Raw genomic sequence first — 18,893 nt, forward strand, 5'->3', positions numbered from 1 at the left:
CGGTGGCCTATCCTACTGAGGGTAGCTGAACACCACCACTCGGAATGCGTATTTCGGGAAAATGTTGTGGTTATTACTACATTTTTCCTTGAGTGATGCCTTGAAAAAAGGTATTTGTAGCTTAACTTGATAAAAGAACAAACATCATGCCTTCGATAACCGTAGAACCCTGCACCTTTGCCCTGTTTGGCGCCTTGGGTGATCTGGCGCTGCGCAAGTTATTTCCTGCCCTCTATCAACTCGATGGCGCCGCGCTCCTGCACGACGACACGCGCATCCTGGCCCTGGCCCGCGAAGCCGGTTCCGAGCAACAGCACCTGGCGCACATTGAAAAAGAACTGCGTAAATACGTCGGCAAGGAACTGGACGAAACTATCGCCCAGCGTTTCCTGGCGCGCCTGACCTATGTTCACGTCGACTTCATGAAAGCCGATGACTACGTGGCCCTGGCGGAAATCGCCGGCACCGAACAACGCTTGATCGCCTACTTCGCCACACCGGCGGCGGTGTACGGCGCTATCTGCGAGAACCTGTCCAAGGTCGGCCTGGCGGACAACACCCGCGTGGTGCTGGAGAAACCGATTGGTTCGGACCTGGAGTCCTCGCGCAAGGTCAACGACGCCGTGGCCCAGTTCTTCCCGGAGAACCGCACCTACCGCATCGACCACTACCTGGGCAAAGAGACCGTCCAGAACCTGATCGCCCTGCGTTTTGCCAACAGCCTGTTCGAAACCCAGTGGAACCAGAATTACATCTCCCACGTGGAAATCACCGTGGCCGAGCAGGTCGGTATCGAAGGCCGTTGGGGCTACTTCGACAAGGCCGGCCAGTTGCGCGACATGATCCAGAACCACTTGCTGCAGCTGCTGTGCCTGATCGCCATGGACCCGCCGGCGGACCTGTCCGCCGACAGCATCCGTGACGAGAAGGTCAAGGTGCTCAAGGCCCTGGCGCCGATCAGCCCGGACGGCCTGACTACCCAGGTGGTGCGCGGTCAGTACATCGCTGGCTACAGCGCCGGCAAGCCGGTGCCGGGGTACCTGGAAGAAGAGAACTCCAACACCCAGAGCGACACCGAGACCTTCGTTGCCCTGCGTGCCGATATCCGCAACTGGCGTTGGGCCGGGGTGCCGTTCTACTTGCGCACCGGCAAGCGCATGCCGCAGAAGCTGTCGCAGATCGTCATCCACTTCAAGGAACCGTCCCACTACATCTTTGCCCCCGAGCAGCGCCTGCAGATCAGCAACAAACTGATCATCCGCCTGCAACCGGACGAGGGCATTTCCTTGCGCGTGATGACCAAGGAGCAGGGCCTGGACAAGGGCATGCAACTGCGCAGCGGCCCGTTGCAATTGAATTTTTCCGACACCTACCGCAGCGCCCGTATCCCGGATGCCTACGAGCGGTTGTTGCTGGAAGTGATGCGCGGCAATCAGAACCTGTTTGTTCGCAAAGATGAAATCGAAGCCGCGTGGAAGTGGTGTGACCAGCTGATCGCTGGGTGGAAAAAATCCGGTGATGCGCCCAAGCCGTACGCGGCCGGGTCCTGGGGGCCGATGAGCTCGATTGCACTGATCACGCGGGATGGGAGGTCGTGGTATGGCGATATCTGATTTGAAACTGCCCCAGGGCGTAACCCCTCACGAGTACCGCACCCCGGTGCTGTTGGCGGAAGGCCTGGCCAATGACGTCGCCGAGCAACTGCGCACGGCCATCAGTGCCCGTGGCGAAGCGACCCTGGTGGTGTCCGGTGGCCGCAGCCCCGTGGCGTTTTTCCAGCACTTGGCCAAGCAGGGCCTGGACTGGTCCAAGGTCACCATCACCCTGGCCGACGAGCGCTGGGTGCCGGTGGAACATGCTGACAGCAATGCCGGCCTGTTGAAGCAGCACCTGCTGCAAGGCCCGGCGGCCAAGGCCAGGTTCTTGAGCCTGTACAGCGCCGCGGCCAATCTTGAAGATGCAGCCGAGCAGGCCGATCGCCTGCTGGCCGAATTGCCAGCCATTGACGTGCTGGTGCTGGGCATGGGCGATGACGGCCACACCGCATCGCTGTTCCCCGACAGTCCCAACCTGGGCGAAGCGTTGAAGGCCGACGGTACCCGCCGTTGCTGGCCGATGCTGGCGCCGACCGTGCCGCACCAGCGCCTGACCATGAGTCGCGCGCTGCTGGCCACGGCGAACTACACCGTACTGTCGATTTCCGGCAGTTCGAAATTGACCACCTTGAGCGCCGCGCTGGCCAGCGATGACGTCGCTGCCATGCCGATTCGCGCGTTTCTGCAACCTACATTAGAGATTTACTGGTGCCCATGAGCCAAGGATCAGCCGCTATGAAAAGCCCTCAACCGACCGTGTCCATGGCGGATAAAGTTGCCCTGATCGACAGCCTCTGCGCCAAGGCGCGGATCCTGCCGGTGATCACCATCGCCCGCGAACAGGACATCCTGCCGCTGGCCGATGCCCTGGCAGCCGGCGGTTTGACCGCACTGGAAGTGACCCTGCGTTCGGAGTTCGGCCTCAAGGCCATTCAGGTACTGCGCGAACAACGCCCTGAACTGTGCACCGGTGCCGGCACCGTGCTGGACCGTCACATGCTCGAAGCAGCCGAAGTGGCCGGCTCGCAATTCATCGTCACCCCCGGCATTACCCGCGACTTGCTGGAAGCTTCGGTACACAGCCCGATCCCGCTGCTGCCGGGCATCAGCAATGCCTCCGGCATCATGGAAGGCTATGGCCTGGGTTATCGCCGCTTCAAGCTGTTCCCGGCGGAAGTCAGCGGCGGCGTGGCGGCGATCAAGGCCTTGGGCGGCCCGTTCGGCGAAGTCAAATTCTGCCCGACCGGCGGCGTGGGCCCGGCCAACATCAAAAACTACATGGCGTTGAAAAACGTGATGTGCGTGGGCGGTAGCTGGATGCTCGACCCGGAATGGGTCAAGAACGGCGACTGGGCCCGTATCCAGGAAGTTACCGCGCAGGCGCTGGCCCTGCTGGATTGATCTGCTTTTACTGAATCGTTGTTGCTGTGCTTGACGGCATTTTTGCGGTGCACTTGGTCGGTGTACCGCTTTTTTTTGTCTGTAGAAAAGGCGCTTAACCGACGCTCAACTCGGTGATGGCTTTGATCAGCACGGCGATCTCGGTTGCCGACGTCACCAGCCCCGGTGTCACCCGGATACAGGTGCCGAACGACGCACCGGTTCGGGTAGTGACAAACAGGTTGTAGTCCTTGAGCAGTCTATCGACCATCGCCTGCTGATCCCGCCCGCTGAACTTGAACGCCGTAATCCCGCAATACACCCTCGGATCATCCGGCGTCAGCACCTCGATCCCCGGCAATGCCCGCACTTGGCTGACCCACAGGTCCCGCAGGTAATTCACCCGTGCGCCTTTTGCCGCCGAGCCACCTAATTGGCGATGCTCTTCAAACACCAGCGGCAAGGTCATCAGCGCCGGAAAGTTCGGCGTGCTGTAGGACGTACGCGCACGCACATCGGTGGCGGGGTAGTGAAACTCACCCATGTCCGGGTCGATATCGGCCAGGCGCTCCGGGGCGATGTACAGGAAGCCCAGGGTCAGTGGCGCGCCGATCCATTTGTGCAGGTTGAAGCCGGCAAACTGAATGCCCAGCTCGGCCAGATTGAACTCGATCTGGCCCAGGGCATGGGCACCGTCGAGGATCACGTCCACGCCATGCTCACGCGCCGCCCTGGCGACCGCTTCGACGGGCATCACCAGGCCGGTGCGGTGGGTGACGTGGGTCAGCGCCATCAGCTTCACACGTGGGTACTGGACGAACGCATCAAGATACGTCTGCACCAGGCTGTCGAAACTGGCCGGGTGTACGTGGGACAGTTCGATCACCTCCACCCCGCGAACGCCGGCCAGCCAACGCATGGCACCCTTGACCGTGTCGTACTCCAGGTCACTGATCAGCACCTGGTCGCCCGGTTGCAGGCGGTTGTAGTTGCGGATCAGTGATTGCAAGGCTTCGGTGGCGTTGCGGGTAAAGGCCACCGACTCCGGGGCCACATCAATCAGCTCGGCCAGTTGCCGACGAATCTCGACGTTCTCGCCTCGCTCGAAGCGCTGGCGCACATGCAGCGAATTACTCTGGTTGATAAACGCAACCTGATCCAGGTAATGGGATTGCACCGTTCGGCTCATACGCCCGAAGTAACCGTTTTCCAGGTTGATCGGGCCGGGTTCCAGGGCGTAGCGCTCGGAAACAGCCTGCCAGTGTTGTTCGTTGTCAGCATTGCGTGGCATTGGGGGCTCTCAATGGCGCGGGGCGGGTTTGCCGTGTTTGGCGCGTAGCGGTTCGAGCAATTCAGACAACCCGTTGCTGTCGATTTCCTGCATCAACGCCAGCAGACCACCCAGTTCGCCGTGGGGGAAACCTTCACGGGCGAACCAGTTGAGGTAGGGGCCGGGCAGGTCGGCGATGATCCGTCCCTTGTATTTGCCGAAGGGCATTTCGCGGGTGATCAGCAGTTCGAGTTTTTCGGGATTCATGAAGGCTCGGAGGGTTGAGTCGAGACCTTGGAAAATACAGGCATTCTGCATGAAGGCCAAATGACAGATCATGCAAATAACATACATACAGATGGTTCAATTAATCTTAAGTTATTGAAATATATATTGATTTTGTTTTTTGAAAACCTGGCACGGGCGCTGCAATCACTAAGACAACCTTCTAACCCGTACAAGGAATTGAAAAATGACTGACATCAATAAAGAATCGATCTCCGTACTGAACGACCTGATCGAAACCAGCATCGACGGCCAAAAGGGTTTCAAGGAGTGCGCTGAAGACATCAAGCACCCAGAGCTCAAAGCCCTGTTCGCCAAGCGTTCCGCTGACTGCGCCACCGCTGCCGCCGAGCTGAAAACCGCCGTGCGTGCCCTGGGTGGCGATCCGGAAGATTCCGGCAGCGTTGCCGGCGCTTTGCACCGTGGTTGGGTCGACGTTAAGTCGATGCTCACCGGTAAAGATGAAGAAGCTGTGCTGAACGAAGCCGAGCGCGGTGAAGACCACGCACTGAAGGCTTACAAGGAAGCGATCGAGAAGATCAACAAGCACAACCTGCTGGGCATTCGTGACTTGGTTGAGCGTCAGTACCACGGCGTGCAACGCAACCACGACCAGGTGAAAGCCCTGCGTAACCAGGCTCGCGCTCAGTCGTAAGCCCTGCGCCGTAAAAGAATGTGGGAGGGGCTTGCCCCTCCCACATTTTTTTTGCGCAGACTTTAGCCAATGCTGATCGGGGGCAACTCGGTCAGCGTCACCACCTGCTGCTTGCGCGGCGCCAGGATTTCCGCCTCGCCATCCACTACCAACTCATCGCGCTGGTTGAACACGCGTGTGGCGATGCGCACGCGGAACTTCGGCAGCTTCTCGAGGATTTCCAGGCGCACGGTCAGGGTGTCGCCGATTTTCACTGGCTTCTGGAAGCTCATCTGCTGGCCGATGTAGATCGTGCCCGGCCCAGGCAGCTCGCAGGCAACGGCCGCGCTGATCAGGGCACCGCTGAACATGCCGTGGGCGATACGCTCCTTGAACATGGTCGCCTTGGCGTACTCGGCATCCAGGTGCACCGGGTTGTGGTCGCCGGACATGGCGGCGAACAGCTGGATATCACGCTCTTCCACCAACTTGCTGTAACTGGCGGTCTGGCCGACTTCGAGGGCTTCGTACGGGGTGTTGGTTACCTGGGTCATCTAAACGTGCATCCTGTGGCTAATCGGTAATTTAACTGACTGATTTTAATCGAAAATTTATTCGCATCGCGTCGGTCTGCGCAAGGTCAGGGCCTGGTCGAGCCAGCTCAGTACATCCGCCGTGACTTCATCACGGTTGGTTTCGTTGAACACTTCATGGCGCGCCTGCGGGTAGATATTCAGTTGCAGGTGCTGGCAGCCCGCTTCACGCAGGGCGTCGGCCAGGCTGTTGAGACGCTTGCCTTCGCTCACCGGATCACATTCGCCGCCCATCACCAGGATCGGCAGGCCCGGGTCGATCTGCGCGAGATTGGACGCTTTGCTGATTTGCTGCAAGCCGCCGAGCAGGTCGATCCACAGCTGGTTGGTGCAGCGGAACCCGCACAATGGGTCGTTGATGTACTTGTCCACCTCGGCCGGGTCGCGACTGAGCCAATCGAAAGCGGTGCGATTGGGTTTGAACGCCTTGTTGAACGATCCAAACGACAGGAAATCGATCAGCGCACTGCGCCCGCGCAATCCCTGGCGCAGTCGTTCGATCCGTGCGATCAATCGCGCCGCGCGGTACAGCGCCACCGGCTGGAAATTCGAACCGCTGAGAATCGCCCCATCCAGGCTGGCACTGTGGTGCAGCAGATAGGCCTGGGCGATATAGCTGCCCATGCTGTGCCCTAGCAGGATGATCGGCAACCCCGGCTGCTGCTGGCCGATGTGCTGGTTGAGGCTGGCGAGGTCGCCCACCACCTTGTTCCAGCCGTCGTGCTCGGCGTACAGGCCCAGGGTGCCTTCGTCGGCGGTGCGGCCGTGACCCCGTTGGTCCGGCGCATATAAACCGTAGCCAGCACCGCACAGCGCCTGCGCCAGGCGCGCATAGCGCCCGCTGTGCTCGGCCATGCCATGGGACAGCATCACCAGCGCCCTGGGCGGACCGTCGGGCATCCATTGATTGACGTACAGGCGGCTGCGGTCATTCGCGGTCAGCCAGAAGGTGGTGTGGTTCATGGCGGTTCCTTTGCTCAAGGTCTGCTCAAGGTCTGCTCAGCGTCGTTGCAGTGTATAGCTCATCCGCACGGCTGCGTCTGATCAGTGCGAAGCCTTGTAGGAAGATTCACGCAATTAATGACGCTCTTTCCTGTATTTGCCTGGTTGGCCATAGCTGCTAACGTCCCCAAAGCTCCGCTTTTCATAGCAGTCAGAAAGCGGCCGGACACACTCAGGTAAGAGGACAAGAATAATGCAACCTGATTTCTGGAATGACAAACGCGCAGCGGGCGTTCCCAACGACATTGACCTCTCTGCCTACAAGTCGGTGATCGAAGTCTTCGAGCGCTCCTGCAAGGCCTTCGCCGACCGTCCGGCATTCAGCAACATGGGCATCACCCTGACCTACGCCGAACTGGAACGCCAGAGCGCCGCGTTCGCCGGCTACCTGCAGCAGCACACCGACCTCAAGCCGGGCGAGCGCATCGCGGTGCAGATGCCCAACGTGCTGCATTACCCGATTGCGGTGTTCGGCGCCTTGCGCGCCGGGCTGATCGTGGTCAACACCAACCCGCTTTACACCCCGCGCGAGATGCGTCACCAGTTCAAGGACGCCGGCGTGCGTGCGCTGGTCTACCTCAACCTGTTCGGTTCGCGGGTGCAGGAGGTGTGCAGCGACACCGAGATCGACTACCTGATCGAAGCCAAGATGGGCGATTTCATGCCCGCTGCCAAAGGCTGGCTGATCAACACGGTGGTCGACAAGGTCAAGAAGATGGTGCCGGCCTACGACCTGCCGCGCGCGGTGTCATTCAAGCGCGCCCTGCACATGGGCGCGGGCCTGGGCGTGACCCGCCACCCCGTCACACTGGACGACATCGCGGTGCTGCAATACACCGGCGGCACCACCGGCCTGGCCAAGGGCGCGATGCTCACCCATGGCAACCTGGTGGCGAACATGCAACAGGTGCGCGCCTGTATGTCCCAGACCGGCGATGACGGTCATCCGCTGATCAAGGAAGGGCAGGAGGTGATGATCGCGCCGCTGCCGCTTTACCATATCTATGCCTTCACGGCGAATTGCATGTGCATGATGGTCTCGGGCAATCACAACGTGCTGATCACCAATCCGCGAGACATCGGCGGCTTCATCAAGGAACTGAAAAAGTGGCGGTTCACCGGGCTGCTGGGGCTCAACACGCTATTTGTGGCGTTGATGGACCACCCGGACTTCAAGACCCTGGACTTCTCCCACCTCAAGCTCACCAATTCCGGCGGCACTGCGCTGATCAAGGCCACGGCTGAACGCTGGCAGCAGATTACCGGTTGCGCGATTGGCGAGGGTTATGGCCTGACAGAAACCTCACCGGTGGCCAGCACCAACCCCTACGGCAGCAAATCCCGCCTGGGGACGGTGGGCATTCCGGTGCCGGGCACGGCGATGAAAGTGATCGATGATCAGGGTGTCGAGCTGCCATTGGGCGAGCGCGGTGAACTGTGTATCAAGGGCCCGCAGGTGATGAAGGGCTACTGGCAGCAGCCGGCCGCCACCTCCGAGGCGCTGGACGCCGAAGGCTGGCTCAAGACCGGTGATATCGCGGTGATCGATGACGATGGCTTTGTGCGCATCGTTGACCGTAAGAAAGACTTGATCATCGTCTCGGGCTTCAACGTGTATCCCAACGAAATCGAGGATGTCGTGATGGCCCACCCGGCGGTGGCCAACTGCGCGGTGATCGGCGTGCCGGATGAACGCACGGGGGAGGCGGTGAAGCTGTTCGTGGTGGCGCGTGCCCAAGGGGTGAGCCTTGAAGAGTTGAAGGCATACTGCAAGACCAACTTCACGGGGTACAAGGTGCCCAAGCACATCGTGTTGCGCGACTCGTTACCGATGACGCCGGTGGGCAAGATCTTGCGGCGTGAGTTGCGCGATATCGCTTGACCTGAAATATGCTGAAAAAAAAGTGGGAGGGGGCTTGCCCCCGATGGCGGTGGGGCAGTCACCAGATGCGTAGACTGAACCACTGCCATCGGGGGCAAGCCCCTTCCCACATTTGTACTGTGTTGTTCTGAAAGCCCCGTTCCAGAGCCATCTATGCCGCTATTTCAGCTTGGTTTAAAGTGTGACCAAATATTGTAGGACAGTCGTGTTTATGACCGTGACCCCCTCTTTTGGCTCTAGGCGGCCTTTGGCAAAGCTGCTACTCTCGGCGCGCTTTGTGACGTCTCGGCCTGCTTGAAAGCGCCAGATTCACCTAAAAAACATACACCAATAATAATCGCATCAAATGCGATGATGAATTCGCGTCGCTGACGTCGCTGAGGAGTGGGCTTCCATGAACGAAGACTTTTGGAAGGATAAGTACCCCGCCGGGATTGCCGCAGAAATCAATCCAGACGAGTATCCGAATATTCAGGCGGTACTGAAGCAGTCCTGCCAGCGCTTCGCCAACAAACCGGCTTTCAGCAACCTGGGCAAGACCATCACCTACGGTGAATTGTACGAACTGTCCGGCGCCTTCGCCGCGTACCTGCAACAGCACACCGACTTGAAGCCCGGCGACCGAATCGCCGTGCAACTGCCCAACGTCCTGCAATACCCGGTCGCCGTGTTCGGCGCCATCCGCGCCGGCCTGATCGTGGTCAACACCAACCCGCTGTACACCGCGCGGGAAATGGAACACCAATTCAACGACTCTGGCGCCAAGGCCCTGGTGTGCCTTGCCAACATGGCGCACCTGGCGGAAAAGGTCGTGCCCAAGACCGCCGTCAAGCATGTGATCGTCACCGAAGTCGCCGACCTGTTGCCGCCGCTCAAGCGCCTGCTGATCAACAGCGTTATCAAGTACGTGAAGAAAATGGTCCCGGCCTATCACCTGCCCAAGGCGATCAAGTTCAACGACGTGCTGGCCAAGGGGCACGGCCAACCGGTCAGCGATGCCAGCCCGGCCAGCAGCGATGTGGCCGTGCTGCAATACACCGGCGGCACCACCGGCGTCGCCAAGGGCGCGATGCTCACCCATCGCAACCTGGTCGCCAACATGTTGCAGTGCAAGGCGCTGATGGGCTCCAACCTAAATGAAGGCTGCGAGATCCTGATCACGCCGCTGCCGCTTTACCACATTTACGCGTTCACCTTTCATTGCATGGCGATGATGCTGATCGGCAACCACAACATCCTGATCAGCAACCCGCGCGACCTGCCGGCGATGGTCAAGGAACTGTCGAAGTGGAAGTTCAGCGGCTTTGTCGGCCTGAACACGCTGTTTGTGGCGCTGTGCAACAACGAGGCGTTCCGCAAGCTGGATTTCTCTGCGCTGAAAGTCACCCTGTCCGGCGGCATGGCCCTGCAACTGGCGGCGGCCGAGCGTTGGAAGGCCGTGACCGGCTGTGGCATCTGCGAAGGCTACGGCATGACCGAGACCAGCCCGGTGGCCACGGTCAATCCGATCCAGCATATCCAGATCGGCACCATCGGCATCCCGGTGCCGTCCACCGTCTGCAAAGTCATCGCCGACGACGGCACCGAACTCGCACTGGGTGAAACCGGCGAGCTGTGCGTCAAAGGTCCGCAAGTGATGAAGGGCTACTGGCAGCGCCAGGACGCCACCGACGAGATGCTCGACAGCGAAGGCTGGCTCAAGACCGGTGATATCGCGATCATCCAGCCGGACGGCTACATGCGCATCGTCGATCGCAAGAAAGACATGATCCTGGTCTCGGGCTTCAACGTGTATCCCAACGAGCTGGAAGACGTACTGGCGGGCCTGCCGGGCGTGCTGCAGTGCGCGGCCATTGGTGTGCCGGACGAGAAGTCCGGGGAGCACATCAAGCTTTTTATCGTGGTCAAGCCGGGTGCCACCCTGACCAAGGACCAAGTGATGGAGCATATGCGCGCCAATGTCACGGCCTATAAAGTGCCCAAGGCTGTCGAGTTCCGCGATGCCCTGCCGACCACCAACGTAGGCAAGATCCTGCGGCGTGAGCTGCGTGATGAAGAATTGAAAAAGCTGGGCGTTAAAAAGTAAAAAGCCATTCGTTTCATGCAAACCCGTACTTCGGCGAAGTACGGGTTTTTTATTGGCTGCTGTTTGTTCGAGTGCTTGTGTTGATTAGTTGCATAGGGCCACTACTGCGGCGAATAGATATACAAATCGGCCTTTTTTGCCCCTCGGTACATAAATGCAAAAGTTGCCGGTGTACCGAATTTCCGCCAGCCCTGTTGGACGTGCGCGCCTGTTGAACCGATTTACACCCGTGGACCTACCAAATCTTGTAGTTGAGCGTAATCGCCATGTGCTCTAAAACTCTCAGGGCTGTTTTAGGGGCGACACAATGTCGCATTTGTTTATTGAATGCGTCAGCCCCCGAAAAGTGATAGCCGATAACGGCATTCAATTATTCGAGGAAATCACTATGAATAACGCAACTAACGAAACATTCGCACTTGATGCTTCTGCTGTAGATGCGTTTGCCGACATCCTGAACGATGAAGGTCAAATGCGTGCTGGCTTCGTTATTCACGAATCCAACAACAATATCTCCGCTGATATTGAAGACGCCGGTAAGTAACACACTGCGTGCTATTCGATTGTTCGGATAGCACGCAACTAGCGATCAGTATTTCAACGGGCTTCTTTATGTATCGCATGACCTCAAGTTTGCGTAAGGCCTCATTGTTCGACACGTTGACCCACGCCAGGAAACTTGCCGTGGAGTTTGGTATCACGCGTGTCACCAATACCACGTGGCTGGACAAGATTGGTATTCCCGTATTTGCCAGTATTCGACCCGATGCGGTTGAGGGCTCGCTCTGTGTCAGTGCCGGGAAAGGCATGCGCATGGAAGAGGCACGCGTGGGTGCCTACATGGAGGCCATCGAGTTTGCCATCGCCGAATACCGCAATAGAAACATCGACGTATTTGTCTCCACGCCTCGCAAGGTCGCGGCACAAGCCGGCTTTGTCCACGATTTCGTTGATTTCTGCCCGATCCTCGGGGCGCCGATCGATCCCGACGGGCCCTTGGCGTGCGTCCATGCGCAGGACATCGCCACCGGACAGACCTTCGCCGTACCGGCCGAGCTGATTTTTTCACCGTTCAGCGAAAACCAGGGGCAGCGTATTTTCGGCACCAGCACCAACGGTCTGAGCTCTGGCAATACCGTGGACGAGGCCAGCGTGCATGGCATCGCCGAAATCGTCGAGCGCGACGTGCAAGCGTTCAATTTCATGAAAGACACCTCGCGCCTGATCTTGCGCGATTGTGCGGTGCAAACCCTGGACCCGTTGTTTACCAGGGTCGAGGCCGCCGGATTGAGCGCCGTCGTACGCTACACCCCCAGCGTGATCGGGCTGCCCTATGTCCAGGGGTTCATCATGGAACCGTCCGACGATGCGCCCATTGCCATCTCTTGCGGTTCGGGCTTGCACCTGTGTCGCGACATTGCTGCCGTTCGGGGACTCGCCGAGGCCGCGCAGTCTCGGCTTTCCTACATACACGGTGGCCGGGACGATCTGATCGAGCGTTTCAAGTATTTCAGCGCGAGCGATCGCCAGGCCGAGCTTGACGCCGTTGCGCGCTTGCGCGGTCACGTCAACGACGCGCACCAGGCCATTGCCTACTCCGACATCGAGGATGCCAACGCGCAGATCCATAGCATTGATTCAGCGTTGGAATGCCTGCTCGATCGCCTGCGCAGCGCAGGGTTTGGCCAGGTGCTGCGGGTGGTGCTGAGTAAAAATGATTCACCGTTGGCGGTGGTCAAGATCGTTATCCCTGGCATGGAGTCGTTCCAGCCGGCACTCAAGCGCGCAGGTCCTCGCCTGTCCCGCTATATCGCACGCTAGGGTAGGAGCACGCATGAAGCTGCATTTATTCGTAGGGCCTACGGCATCCGGGATGGAGCAGGTCTTGGCCGGGCACGCTGACGTAGTGGTGCATGCGCCGGCCAGGCGCGGTGACATCCAGGCCCTGGTCGCACAGAACCCGCAGCCGGGCTGTATCGCCATCGTGGATGGTACGTTCCACAGCTTCCCTTCCGTAGGGCATATCGAAATTCGCCGTGCGATCCAGAATGGCTGGCAGGTATGGGGCCTGGCGTCCATGGGGGCGATCAGGGCCGGCGAAATGCGCTTTCTCGGCATGCAAGGCTATGGAGTTGTTTATGGTCATTACCGTGACGACCCGGAGTTCGACGACGATGAGGTCACGCTGGTGCATGAAATTGACGCACCCTATCGCGCGATGTCCGAGCCACTGATTCATCTGAGGGGGTTCGTCAGCGCCCTGCAGGACCAGCAGAAGATTTCCACGCATCATGCACAGGCCATCATTCAGGATCTCAAGGAACGCTGGTACGCCGAGCGAACCTTGTCGCGTTTGAAGAAACTGTTGTTGGCGACCGGTCAGATGACGCGCCAGGACGTGGATGAGGCCCTGGGTGGCTTCAACGGATACCGCGTCAAAAGCCAGGACTTGCAAGGCTTCCTGGCGTCTCGCTGCTGGCGCGCCGAAAAAGCGGTGGGTTGAGCGGCCTATGACCCCGGACACGTTTTTCCACACGATTGGCGGCCTGCCTTTTATCAATGAAGGTGTGCGGCCGGCGACCTTGCTGACCGCTGTTGCCTGTAGCCGTCGTAACGCGGCGCCGCAGGCCCATGACGCGTTGACCGATTACCTGGAGCCGGTCAATGCCCGTGCGCTGTTCAAGCGCTTGGCCGCCAGCCAGGTCGAGGAATTCGACTCGACAGCCTGTTCGGCCGTGGAGCAACAGAGCATCCAGTCCGCCACGGCCAACATCTGCCGGGTGAGCCCCGCCTGGCGCAGCTTTTTCAACATTCCCATTCGCTACTGCAAGTTGTTGCAACCCATGAGCAGCTCCACCAGTGCGTTGATCCCCCAGACCATTTACCTGGGCGAACAAGCCTTCGACTCGGCCATTCCCCTGGAAGAAACCCTGGTGCATGAGCACGCGCATATCTGGCTGAACTTCGTGATGGAGGTTTATGACCTGCAAACGTCGCAGGCGCCCAGGGACTATGTGCTGCCATCGGGCACCCGTGGCAAGACGTTGCGTGGCGTGATGGCGGCCGCGCACTTTGCCGCCGCGGCCTTGAGGTATTACCGCGATGTGTCCGGCGCGGCGGCAGGCACCCCGCGCCAGGTGTACCTGCAACGCTATCTGGCCGGTTGCCTGGAGATTGCCGCCGAACGCCCGTATTTCACGCCGATGGGCCGCTTGGTGTTCAACGCACTGAGTGACTGCCATCACGACCTGATTGTGTCCTCGCAAGGAAACCCGACATGCCCCAAATCGTTATTGCCAGCCAGTTCGCCGACCTGACCAATGGTCGGAAAACCTGGACGCTGTCCTGTGCAAACGCTCTGCAACTGATGGAAGGCCTGCGCGCTGACGAGCCCCTGCTGTATAGCGCCATCGTCGAAGGCGAATACCGCCTCAAGCCTTTTATCAGCCTGGTGATCGATGACATCCCTTACGCCGATGAAGAACAGTGGAGTGAAATCCCCCTGAGCGCGCATTCCACTGCCCTGATCATCAGCGCTGTGGCGGGAGGCTGATATGAGCGACGAACGCTTCAGCGGCGACGAACAGGCCCACTACGCGCGGCATTTTCTGGTCAAGGGCTTTGGCCCCGAAGGCCAGGCCCGTCTCAAGGCTGGCAAGGTGCTGGTGGTGGGCGCTGGAGGGCTTGGCTGCCCCGCGCTGATGTACCTGGCGGCGGCCGGTGTCGGTCACATCGGCATTGTCGAGGATGACACCGTCGACGTCAGCAACCTGCATCGGCAGTTATTGTTCGGCGTTGGGGACATCGGCGCGCCCAAGGGAGCCGTGGCTCGGCAGAAGCTGCTCGATAACAACCCGCACATAGACATCCGGCATTTCGCCGAACGGCTCAGCCAAAGCAACGTACTGGCCTATGTGCAAGGCTATGACGTGATTGTCGATGCCACGGACAACTTCACCACCAAGTATCTGCTCAACGATGCGTGCTACCTCGGTGGCAAACCCCTGGTGTATGCCTCGATCAGCCAGTTCGAGGGGCAGGTGGGTGTTTTCAACCTGACGGATGCCGAGGGGCGGCGCTCGACCAACCTGCGCGATATCTTCCCTGAACCACCCCCGGCCGGCCTGGCGCAAAATTGCGGCGAGGCCGGTGTGCTGGGTGTGTTGCCGGGGATTGTCGGCTCGATCCAGGCGCTGGAGGCGATCAAGATCCTGGCCGGAGTGGGCGAGCCGGCGGCCAACCGCTTGATGTTGTTCGATGCCTTGAGCCTGCACCTGCGCCAGGTGTCTGTGCGTCACCGGGCGAGCAACCCCTTGAGCGGCGAGCGGCCTTCGATCCTCCAGCCCCGTGAAATTGAAGCGAGCTGTGCGGTGGCCGTCGGCGAGCGGTATGCCATTTCCCCTCTGGCGCTGGAGCGACGGTTGCGCAGTGATGTTCCCGTGCAATTGATCGATGTACGGGATGAGCACGAGCATCTGGCGATTTCCCTGGGCGGGATCAACATGCCCTTGAACCAGTTGCCACAGCGCCTGGCCCAGGCGGCGCCCGCCGTCGACACGGTGATCTACTGCAAAAGTGGTGTGCGCAGCTTGAAAGCCCTGAGCGCGATCAACGCCATAGTCGGTGACGGGCAATGCCGCAGCCTGACCGGAGGGCTGGATGCCTACCTGGCCGCCGGTTGCCTGGCGCGGTTGAGCCGTGATGGGGTGCCGCAATGAGTGGCTCGTCCCTCAATGGCCTGGGGCGCGATTTCTACCTCATCCAATGGGCGGCCTTCCTCAACGCCGTGGGCACGCGCTGTGGGCAGTTTGCGATCGCCTGGTGGGTGCTGGGCAAGACCGCGAATCCGCTGACCTTTGCGGGCTTTGTTGCGGTTGCGACCCTGGCGGATGTGCTGTCGCGTGCCCTGTTTGGCTGGTTGGGCGACCACTATGATCGCCATCGCCTGCTGGTGGGCTGTTACGTCCTCAGCGCAGCGACCACGCTGGTCCTGGCGGGCCTTGGCACACTGGACCTGTACCTGCCCTGGCTGATCGCCGGTTGCCTGGCCGTGTCGGGCGTTGCCATCGGCATCCGCGATCCGCTCCAGATGAGCCTGACGCCGGCCCTGGTCGCTACCCACAGGGTCAGCGATGCGGTGCGGCTGAGGAGCATCGTCGGTTCTTCGTCGGCGTTGATGGGACCATTGGCCGCCGGCATTCTACTGGGGCCGCTGGGGGTCTTGGGCACGCTTTGGCTCAACGCAGCGGCAGTGCTGGTGGCGTTGGTGCTGATCGGCATGGTCAGGACGCCTGCCGCCAACCCTGTGGGGGGCGCGCGACAGCTTTCCTATCTGACGGCCTGGTACACACGCACCCGTGAAGGCTTCACCGCTCTCTACCGGGTCAAGCCTGAATGGAACCTGAGCCTGCTGGCGTTCATTGTCAACTTTTCGTTGTACCCGCTGTTCGCCGTGCTGTTTCCGGTGTTGATCAACCGCTATTTTCCGCAGGACCTGTGGTTGATCGCCGTGACGGAAGGCGCTTTTGCAGTGGGGTTGCTGCTCGGCAGCCTGTTTCTGGTCAAGCGGGCCAACGGGCGCTGGGGCAGGCCCGGCGTCGTATTTGCCGGTTTCCTGCTGGTCGGGTTGGCGATGCTGGGCTGTGGACTTTTCAGTCAGTTTTTCCACGCCCGGCCCGGTTGGTTCGCCAGCGTCACCGTACCCCTGTTGTTCATCGGCGGGGTTGGCCTGGTCATGGTCACGGTCAACACATCGACGGTGCGCATGCTGGCCACGCCCGACAATTACCGCAACCGGATCGGTTCGGCGACCTCGTTTGTTTCCGGCATGGTTATTCCGTTTGGCGCGCTGGTAGGAGGGGCATTTTCCGGCGCGCTGGGCGTGAGCTACGCCATGGCCGCGTTGGGTTTGCTCATTGTCCTGGCCGTTGTCCCGTGCATGTTCAGTGCTGCCCTGGTGCGTGTCTTGGGCATGAGCGATGACCAGATCAAAAACGTCTACAAGGATTTTTACCCAGATGCTTTCCCGGACTGAAGGTGACGAACGATGACTGCCACGATCCGCGCACGTGTGTGCAACGCTAACAATACGCCGACGGTGCCGGCGGTTTTCTGGGAGCGTTTCGTCAGTCTCTCCCAGGACAAGTCCCTACCGGTGGTGATGGGGCAGGACGTACTGAGCGAGCCGCTCATGAACCTTGAGGACGTTTTTGAACTGGCGCGCAACGTGGTCGAGTCAGGCGACATGACCGTCAATGCGGACGGCCAGATGCTCAAGCAACCGGCAGTGCCCGGGTTTCCCCAGGCATTTGACGGGTTCGAGCAGTTTGTCCGGGACTTTGCCGCCCTCAATAACGCTGAGGGCATCACGTTCACCCGCGACTACTGCCTGAAGCATTCCAGTACCGTGGCCACCCGGTTGCGCGCATTCACTCACGGTTACATTGAGCGCTACGGTATGCCTTATCCGGGGGCCAACGCGGTCTTTATCGGTGGGCGCTACCGTTCCACATGGATCGGCCTGCATAACGATTCGTGCGATACCTTTTTGTTTCCGTTGTATGGCCGCAAACGCATGATGATCTGGCCGCCGGCGTATTTCGATGAAATGGCCCTGGAGAAAAAGTCTGCGTTGAATGGTGTGTGCTTCGGCCATATCGACGTCAGCCCCTATGTCGGCGATGCCACGATTTATGAGGTCGAGGCCGGTGAGATTTTCTTCATTCCCGCCGGTTGGTGGCACTACAACAAATTGGAGGCGTTGGAAACGACTCTCACCGTGTCGGTGGGCATGTTCAGTCACGGTACGGCGCAGGGCTTCTGTGAAAACCCGATCAAGGCAGCCATTGCCTCGAGCGCCGGTAGTGCCCAGACCGGCGCTATCACCCCTGTGCCCGGTGGCGTGTTCGACTCGTTGGCCGATGTAGAACTGCCGGTGCAGGTTGCCAGGTTTGTCGACACAATCCGGGATAACAGCAAAATCCAGATGCTGCTCAAGTTGTCTGCCAACGGGATTATTCGTGATCGCGCCGTGGGGCGCTCGGCCGTGGTGGATTGGTCGCAGGCCAGGTTCCAGGCAAGGGCCGATAGCCCGTTGTACCTGCTGGCACTGAATGAACAGGCAGGATTGCTGTTTGCGGCCGGGGCGATGTTGCGAGTGCAGGAGTTGAGTGCCGTGCGTGACTTGATCGGCGTATTGCAGGGGGCGGGGCCGGTGCGGGTGCAGGCCGATGGGGATGAGGTGCAAAACGTGGTGCGCTGGCTGTATGAGCAGGCTGCCATTGATACGTTTGCGTGACAGGCGGCTGGCGTAGCTGCTGACTTCAGCTACGCCGCTATAGCCTATATGTGGCCTTGGGCTACTGCATAGGTGACCGCCTGAACTCGATTGCAGGCCCCCATTTTCTTTTGAATGTTGCGCAAGTGGAAGTTCACCGCATCGGCGGTCACATTTAATATGCGGCCTATTTCTTCCGATGTTTTTCCATCAGCGGTCCAGCGCAGCACTTCTTTCTCTTTTTGTCCAAGTTCGATATCCAACGTATTGGCCAGCGCATCTTCCAGTTCGAAGATGCGGTAGCCAACGGTTTCGGAGAAAGCTTTGATTAACGGTTTGAGCGCTTCCCACTCGGGGTCTTGAATAGAGGTGTTTTTTCTGGCCAGGGAAAGTAACGCGATATAGCCACGGGCATTGAAAGAGGGTTGGGTGATGCCAACGTTTAGTTCGAAGGCTTTGGCATCTGTCCACAGTTGCGGACACGTCTCAAACAAGGCACTGCACCAGCGCACAGGCTCAGACGAGACTTTGCAATGGCGTATGGTCGGGTCAATGACCGTATAGTTCTGTTCTTTATATCGATGCAGCCATTGACCGGGGTAGTTGCCAAATACATGGATCTTCGGACGCGTGAAGGGCGTGGTTTCACACACGAAGTAGGAGAAGAATTCGAAGCCTAGTGTGTGGCTGAATAACGAGGCTGATTCAATAAATTCCTCAAGGGTTTGAGGTGTTTCAGCGCGCTGATTGAGTTGTCGTATCCATGACAAATACCGCTCCATATACCGAACTCTCCATTTTCGAAAAATGCAGGCCAGTATAGTTACATTTTGAAATATATGTAAGCAAGAAGGTCTCGCGACGGCGTCAATACAGTCGCGAGATCACTT

19 protein-coding genes are annotated in these 18,893 nt (G+C 59.4%); 14 read left to right on the forward strand and 5 right to left on the reverse strand.

Annotated elements, in window-relative coordinates; translation table 11 throughout:
- The first annotated feature begins 146 nt into the window (after nucleotides 1-146).
- From zwf to BFN10_RS09435, 3 genes are read left to right on the forward strand one after another with little or no spacing between them, the layout of a single operon-like run.
- Nucleotides 147-1,613 (forward strand): glucose-6-phosphate dehydrogenase, encoded by a 1,467-nt coding sequence (gene zwf / locus BFN10_RS09425; protein WP_071489447.1) that lies wholly within the window; start codon nucleotides 147-149, stop codon nucleotides 1,611-1,613.
- Nucleotides 1,600-2,313 carry a 6-phosphogluconolactonase gene (pgl, locus tag BFN10_RS09430; RefSeq protein WP_071489448.1) on the forward strand — a complete coding sequence of 238 codons (714 nt, stop codon included), beginning with the start codon at nucleotides 1,600-1,602 and terminating at the stop codon, nucleotides 2,311-2,313. The genes zwf and pgl overlap by 14 nt, the downstream gene beginning before the upstream one ends.
- A 17-nt stretch (nucleotides 2,314-2,330) precedes the next feature.
- Nucleotides 2,331-2,996 carry a bifunctional 4-hydroxy-2-oxoglutarate aldolase/2-dehydro-3-deoxy-phosphogluconate aldolase gene (locus tag BFN10_RS09435; RefSeq protein ID WP_026013852.1) on the forward strand — a complete coding sequence of 222 codons (666 nt, stop codon included), beginning with the start codon at nucleotides 2,331-2,333 and terminating at the stop codon, nucleotides 2,994-2,996.
- Nucleotides 2,997-3,090: 94 nt separating this feature from the next.
- On the opposite strand, the gene BFN10_RS09440 is transcribed toward BFN10_RS09435, so the two are convergent.
- Nucleotides 3,091-4,266, reverse strand: a complete 1,176-nt coding sequence (locus tag BFN10_RS09440) for an aminotransferase class V-fold PLP-dependent enzyme (RefSeq protein WP_071489449.1) — start codon at nucleotides 4,264-4,266, stop codon at nucleotides 3,091-3,093.
- 9 nt (nucleotides 4,267-4,275) lie between these two features.
- Nucleotides 4,276-4,512, reverse strand: a complete 237-nt coding sequence (locus BFN10_RS09445) for a DUF3820 family protein (protein ID WP_010208204.1) — start codon at nucleotides 4,510-4,512, stop codon at nucleotides 4,276-4,278.
- A 205-nt stretch (nucleotides 4,513-4,717) separates the two neighbouring features.
- Between BFN10_RS09445 and BFN10_RS09450 the strand changes: the two genes are divergently transcribed.
- Entirely contained in the window at nucleotides 4,718-5,185 is a 468-nt protein-coding gene (locus BFN10_RS09450) for a ferritin-like domain-containing protein (RefSeq protein WP_010208206.1), read from the forward strand.
- A 62-nt stretch (nucleotides 5,186-5,247) separates the two neighbouring features.
- On the opposite strand, the gene BFN10_RS09455 is transcribed toward BFN10_RS09450, so the two are convergent.
- A complete protein-coding gene (locus BFN10_RS09455) occupies nucleotides 5,248-5,718 on the reverse strand; it encodes a MaoC family dehydratase (protein ID WP_010208208.1) in 471 nt (156 codons plus the stop codon).
- A gap of 57 nt (nucleotides 5,719-5,775) precedes the next feature.
- Nucleotides 5,776-6,720, reverse strand: a complete 945-nt coding sequence (locus tag BFN10_RS09460; protein ID WP_071489450.1) for an alpha/beta hydrolase — start codon at nucleotides 6,718-6,720, stop codon at nucleotides 5,776-5,778.
- 232 nt (nucleotides 6,721-6,952) lie between these two features.
- Here BFN10_RS09460 and fadD2 point away from each other — a divergent pair, with 232 nt between their 5' ends.
- From fadD2 to BFN10_RS09510, 10 genes are all read left to right on the forward strand, one after another.
- Nucleotides 6,953-8,641: a long-chain-fatty-acid--CoA ligase FadD2 gene (gene fadD2 / locus BFN10_RS09465; protein WP_071489451.1), complete on the forward strand. Its 1,689-nt coding sequence runs from the start codon at nucleotides 6,953-6,955 to the stop codon at nucleotides 8,639-8,641.
- Between the two features lie 394 nt (nucleotides 8,642-9,035).
- Nucleotides 9,036-10,727, forward strand: coding sequence for a long-chain-fatty-acid--CoA ligase FadD1 (gene fadD1 / locus BFN10_RS09470; protein WP_071489452.1), 1,692 nt, complete (start codon nucleotides 9,036-9,038; stop codon nucleotides 10,725-10,727).
- 388 nt (nucleotides 10,728-11,115) lie between these two features.
- Nucleotides 11,116-11,271 (forward strand): hypothetical protein, encoded by a 156-nt coding sequence (locus BFN10_RS29440; RefSeq protein ID WP_156792150.1) that lies wholly within the window; start codon nucleotides 11,116-11,118, stop codon nucleotides 11,269-11,271.
- A 77-nt stretch (nucleotides 11,272-11,348) separates the two neighbouring features.
- Nucleotides 11,349-12,548: a YcaO-like family protein gene (locus BFN10_RS09480; protein WP_269458759.1), complete on the forward strand. Its 1,200-nt coding sequence runs from the start codon at nucleotides 11,349-11,351 to the stop codon at nucleotides 12,546-12,548.
- A gap of 13 nt (nucleotides 12,549-12,561) precedes the next feature.
- The gene (locus BFN10_RS09485) at nucleotides 12,562-13,230 is read left to right on the forward strand and encodes a TfuA-like protein (RefSeq protein WP_162276389.1); all 669 of its coding nucleotides are present in this window, start codon (nucleotides 12,562-12,564) and stop codon (nucleotides 13,228-13,230) included.
- 7 nt (nucleotides 13,231-13,237) lie between these two features.
- Entirely contained in the window at nucleotides 13,238-14,044 is an 807-nt protein-coding gene (locus BFN10_RS09490; protein ID WP_071489456.1) for an aKG-HExxH-type peptide beta-hydroxylase, read from the forward strand.
- Nucleotides 14,005-14,280 (forward strand): MoaD/ThiS family protein, encoded by a 276-nt coding sequence (locus BFN10_RS09495; RefSeq protein WP_071489457.1) that lies wholly within the window; start codon nucleotides 14,005-14,007, stop codon nucleotides 14,278-14,280. Before BFN10_RS09490 ends, BFN10_RS09495 begins: the two co-directional genes overlap by 40 nt.
- 1 nt (nucleotide 14,281) lies before the next feature.
- Entirely contained in the window at nucleotides 14,282-15,445 is a 1,164-nt protein-coding gene (locus BFN10_RS09500; protein ID WP_071489458.1) for a ThiF family adenylyltransferase, read from the forward strand.
- Nucleotides 15,442-16,761, forward strand: a complete 1,320-nt coding sequence (locus BFN10_RS09505) for an MFS transporter (RefSeq protein WP_071489459.1) — start codon at nucleotides 15,442-15,444, stop codon at nucleotides 16,759-16,761. Before BFN10_RS09500 ends, BFN10_RS09505 begins: the two co-directional genes overlap by 4 nt.
- 12 nt (nucleotides 16,762-16,773) lie before the next feature.
- A complete protein-coding gene (locus tag BFN10_RS09510) occupies nucleotides 16,774-18,024 on the forward strand; it encodes a cupin-like domain-containing protein (RefSeq protein ID WP_071489460.1) in 1,251 nt (416 codons plus the stop codon).
- A gap of 44 nt (nucleotides 18,025-18,068) precedes the next feature.
- Here BFN10_RS09510 and BFN10_RS09515 read toward each other — a convergent pair whose 3' ends face one another.
- Complete coding sequence (locus BFN10_RS09515) at nucleotides 18,069-18,785, reverse strand: autoinducer binding domain-containing protein (protein ID WP_083351498.1); 717 nt, start codon at nucleotides 18,783-18,785, stop codon at nucleotides 18,069-18,071.
- Nucleotides 18,786-18,893 lie beyond the last annotated feature (108 nt).

The sequence above is a fragment of the Pseudomonas extremorientalis genome, from assembly GCF_001870465.1.
Classification (GTDB): Bacteria; Pseudomonadota; Gammaproteobacteria; order Pseudomonadales; family Pseudomonadaceae; genus Aquipseudomonas; species Aquipseudomonas extremorientalis.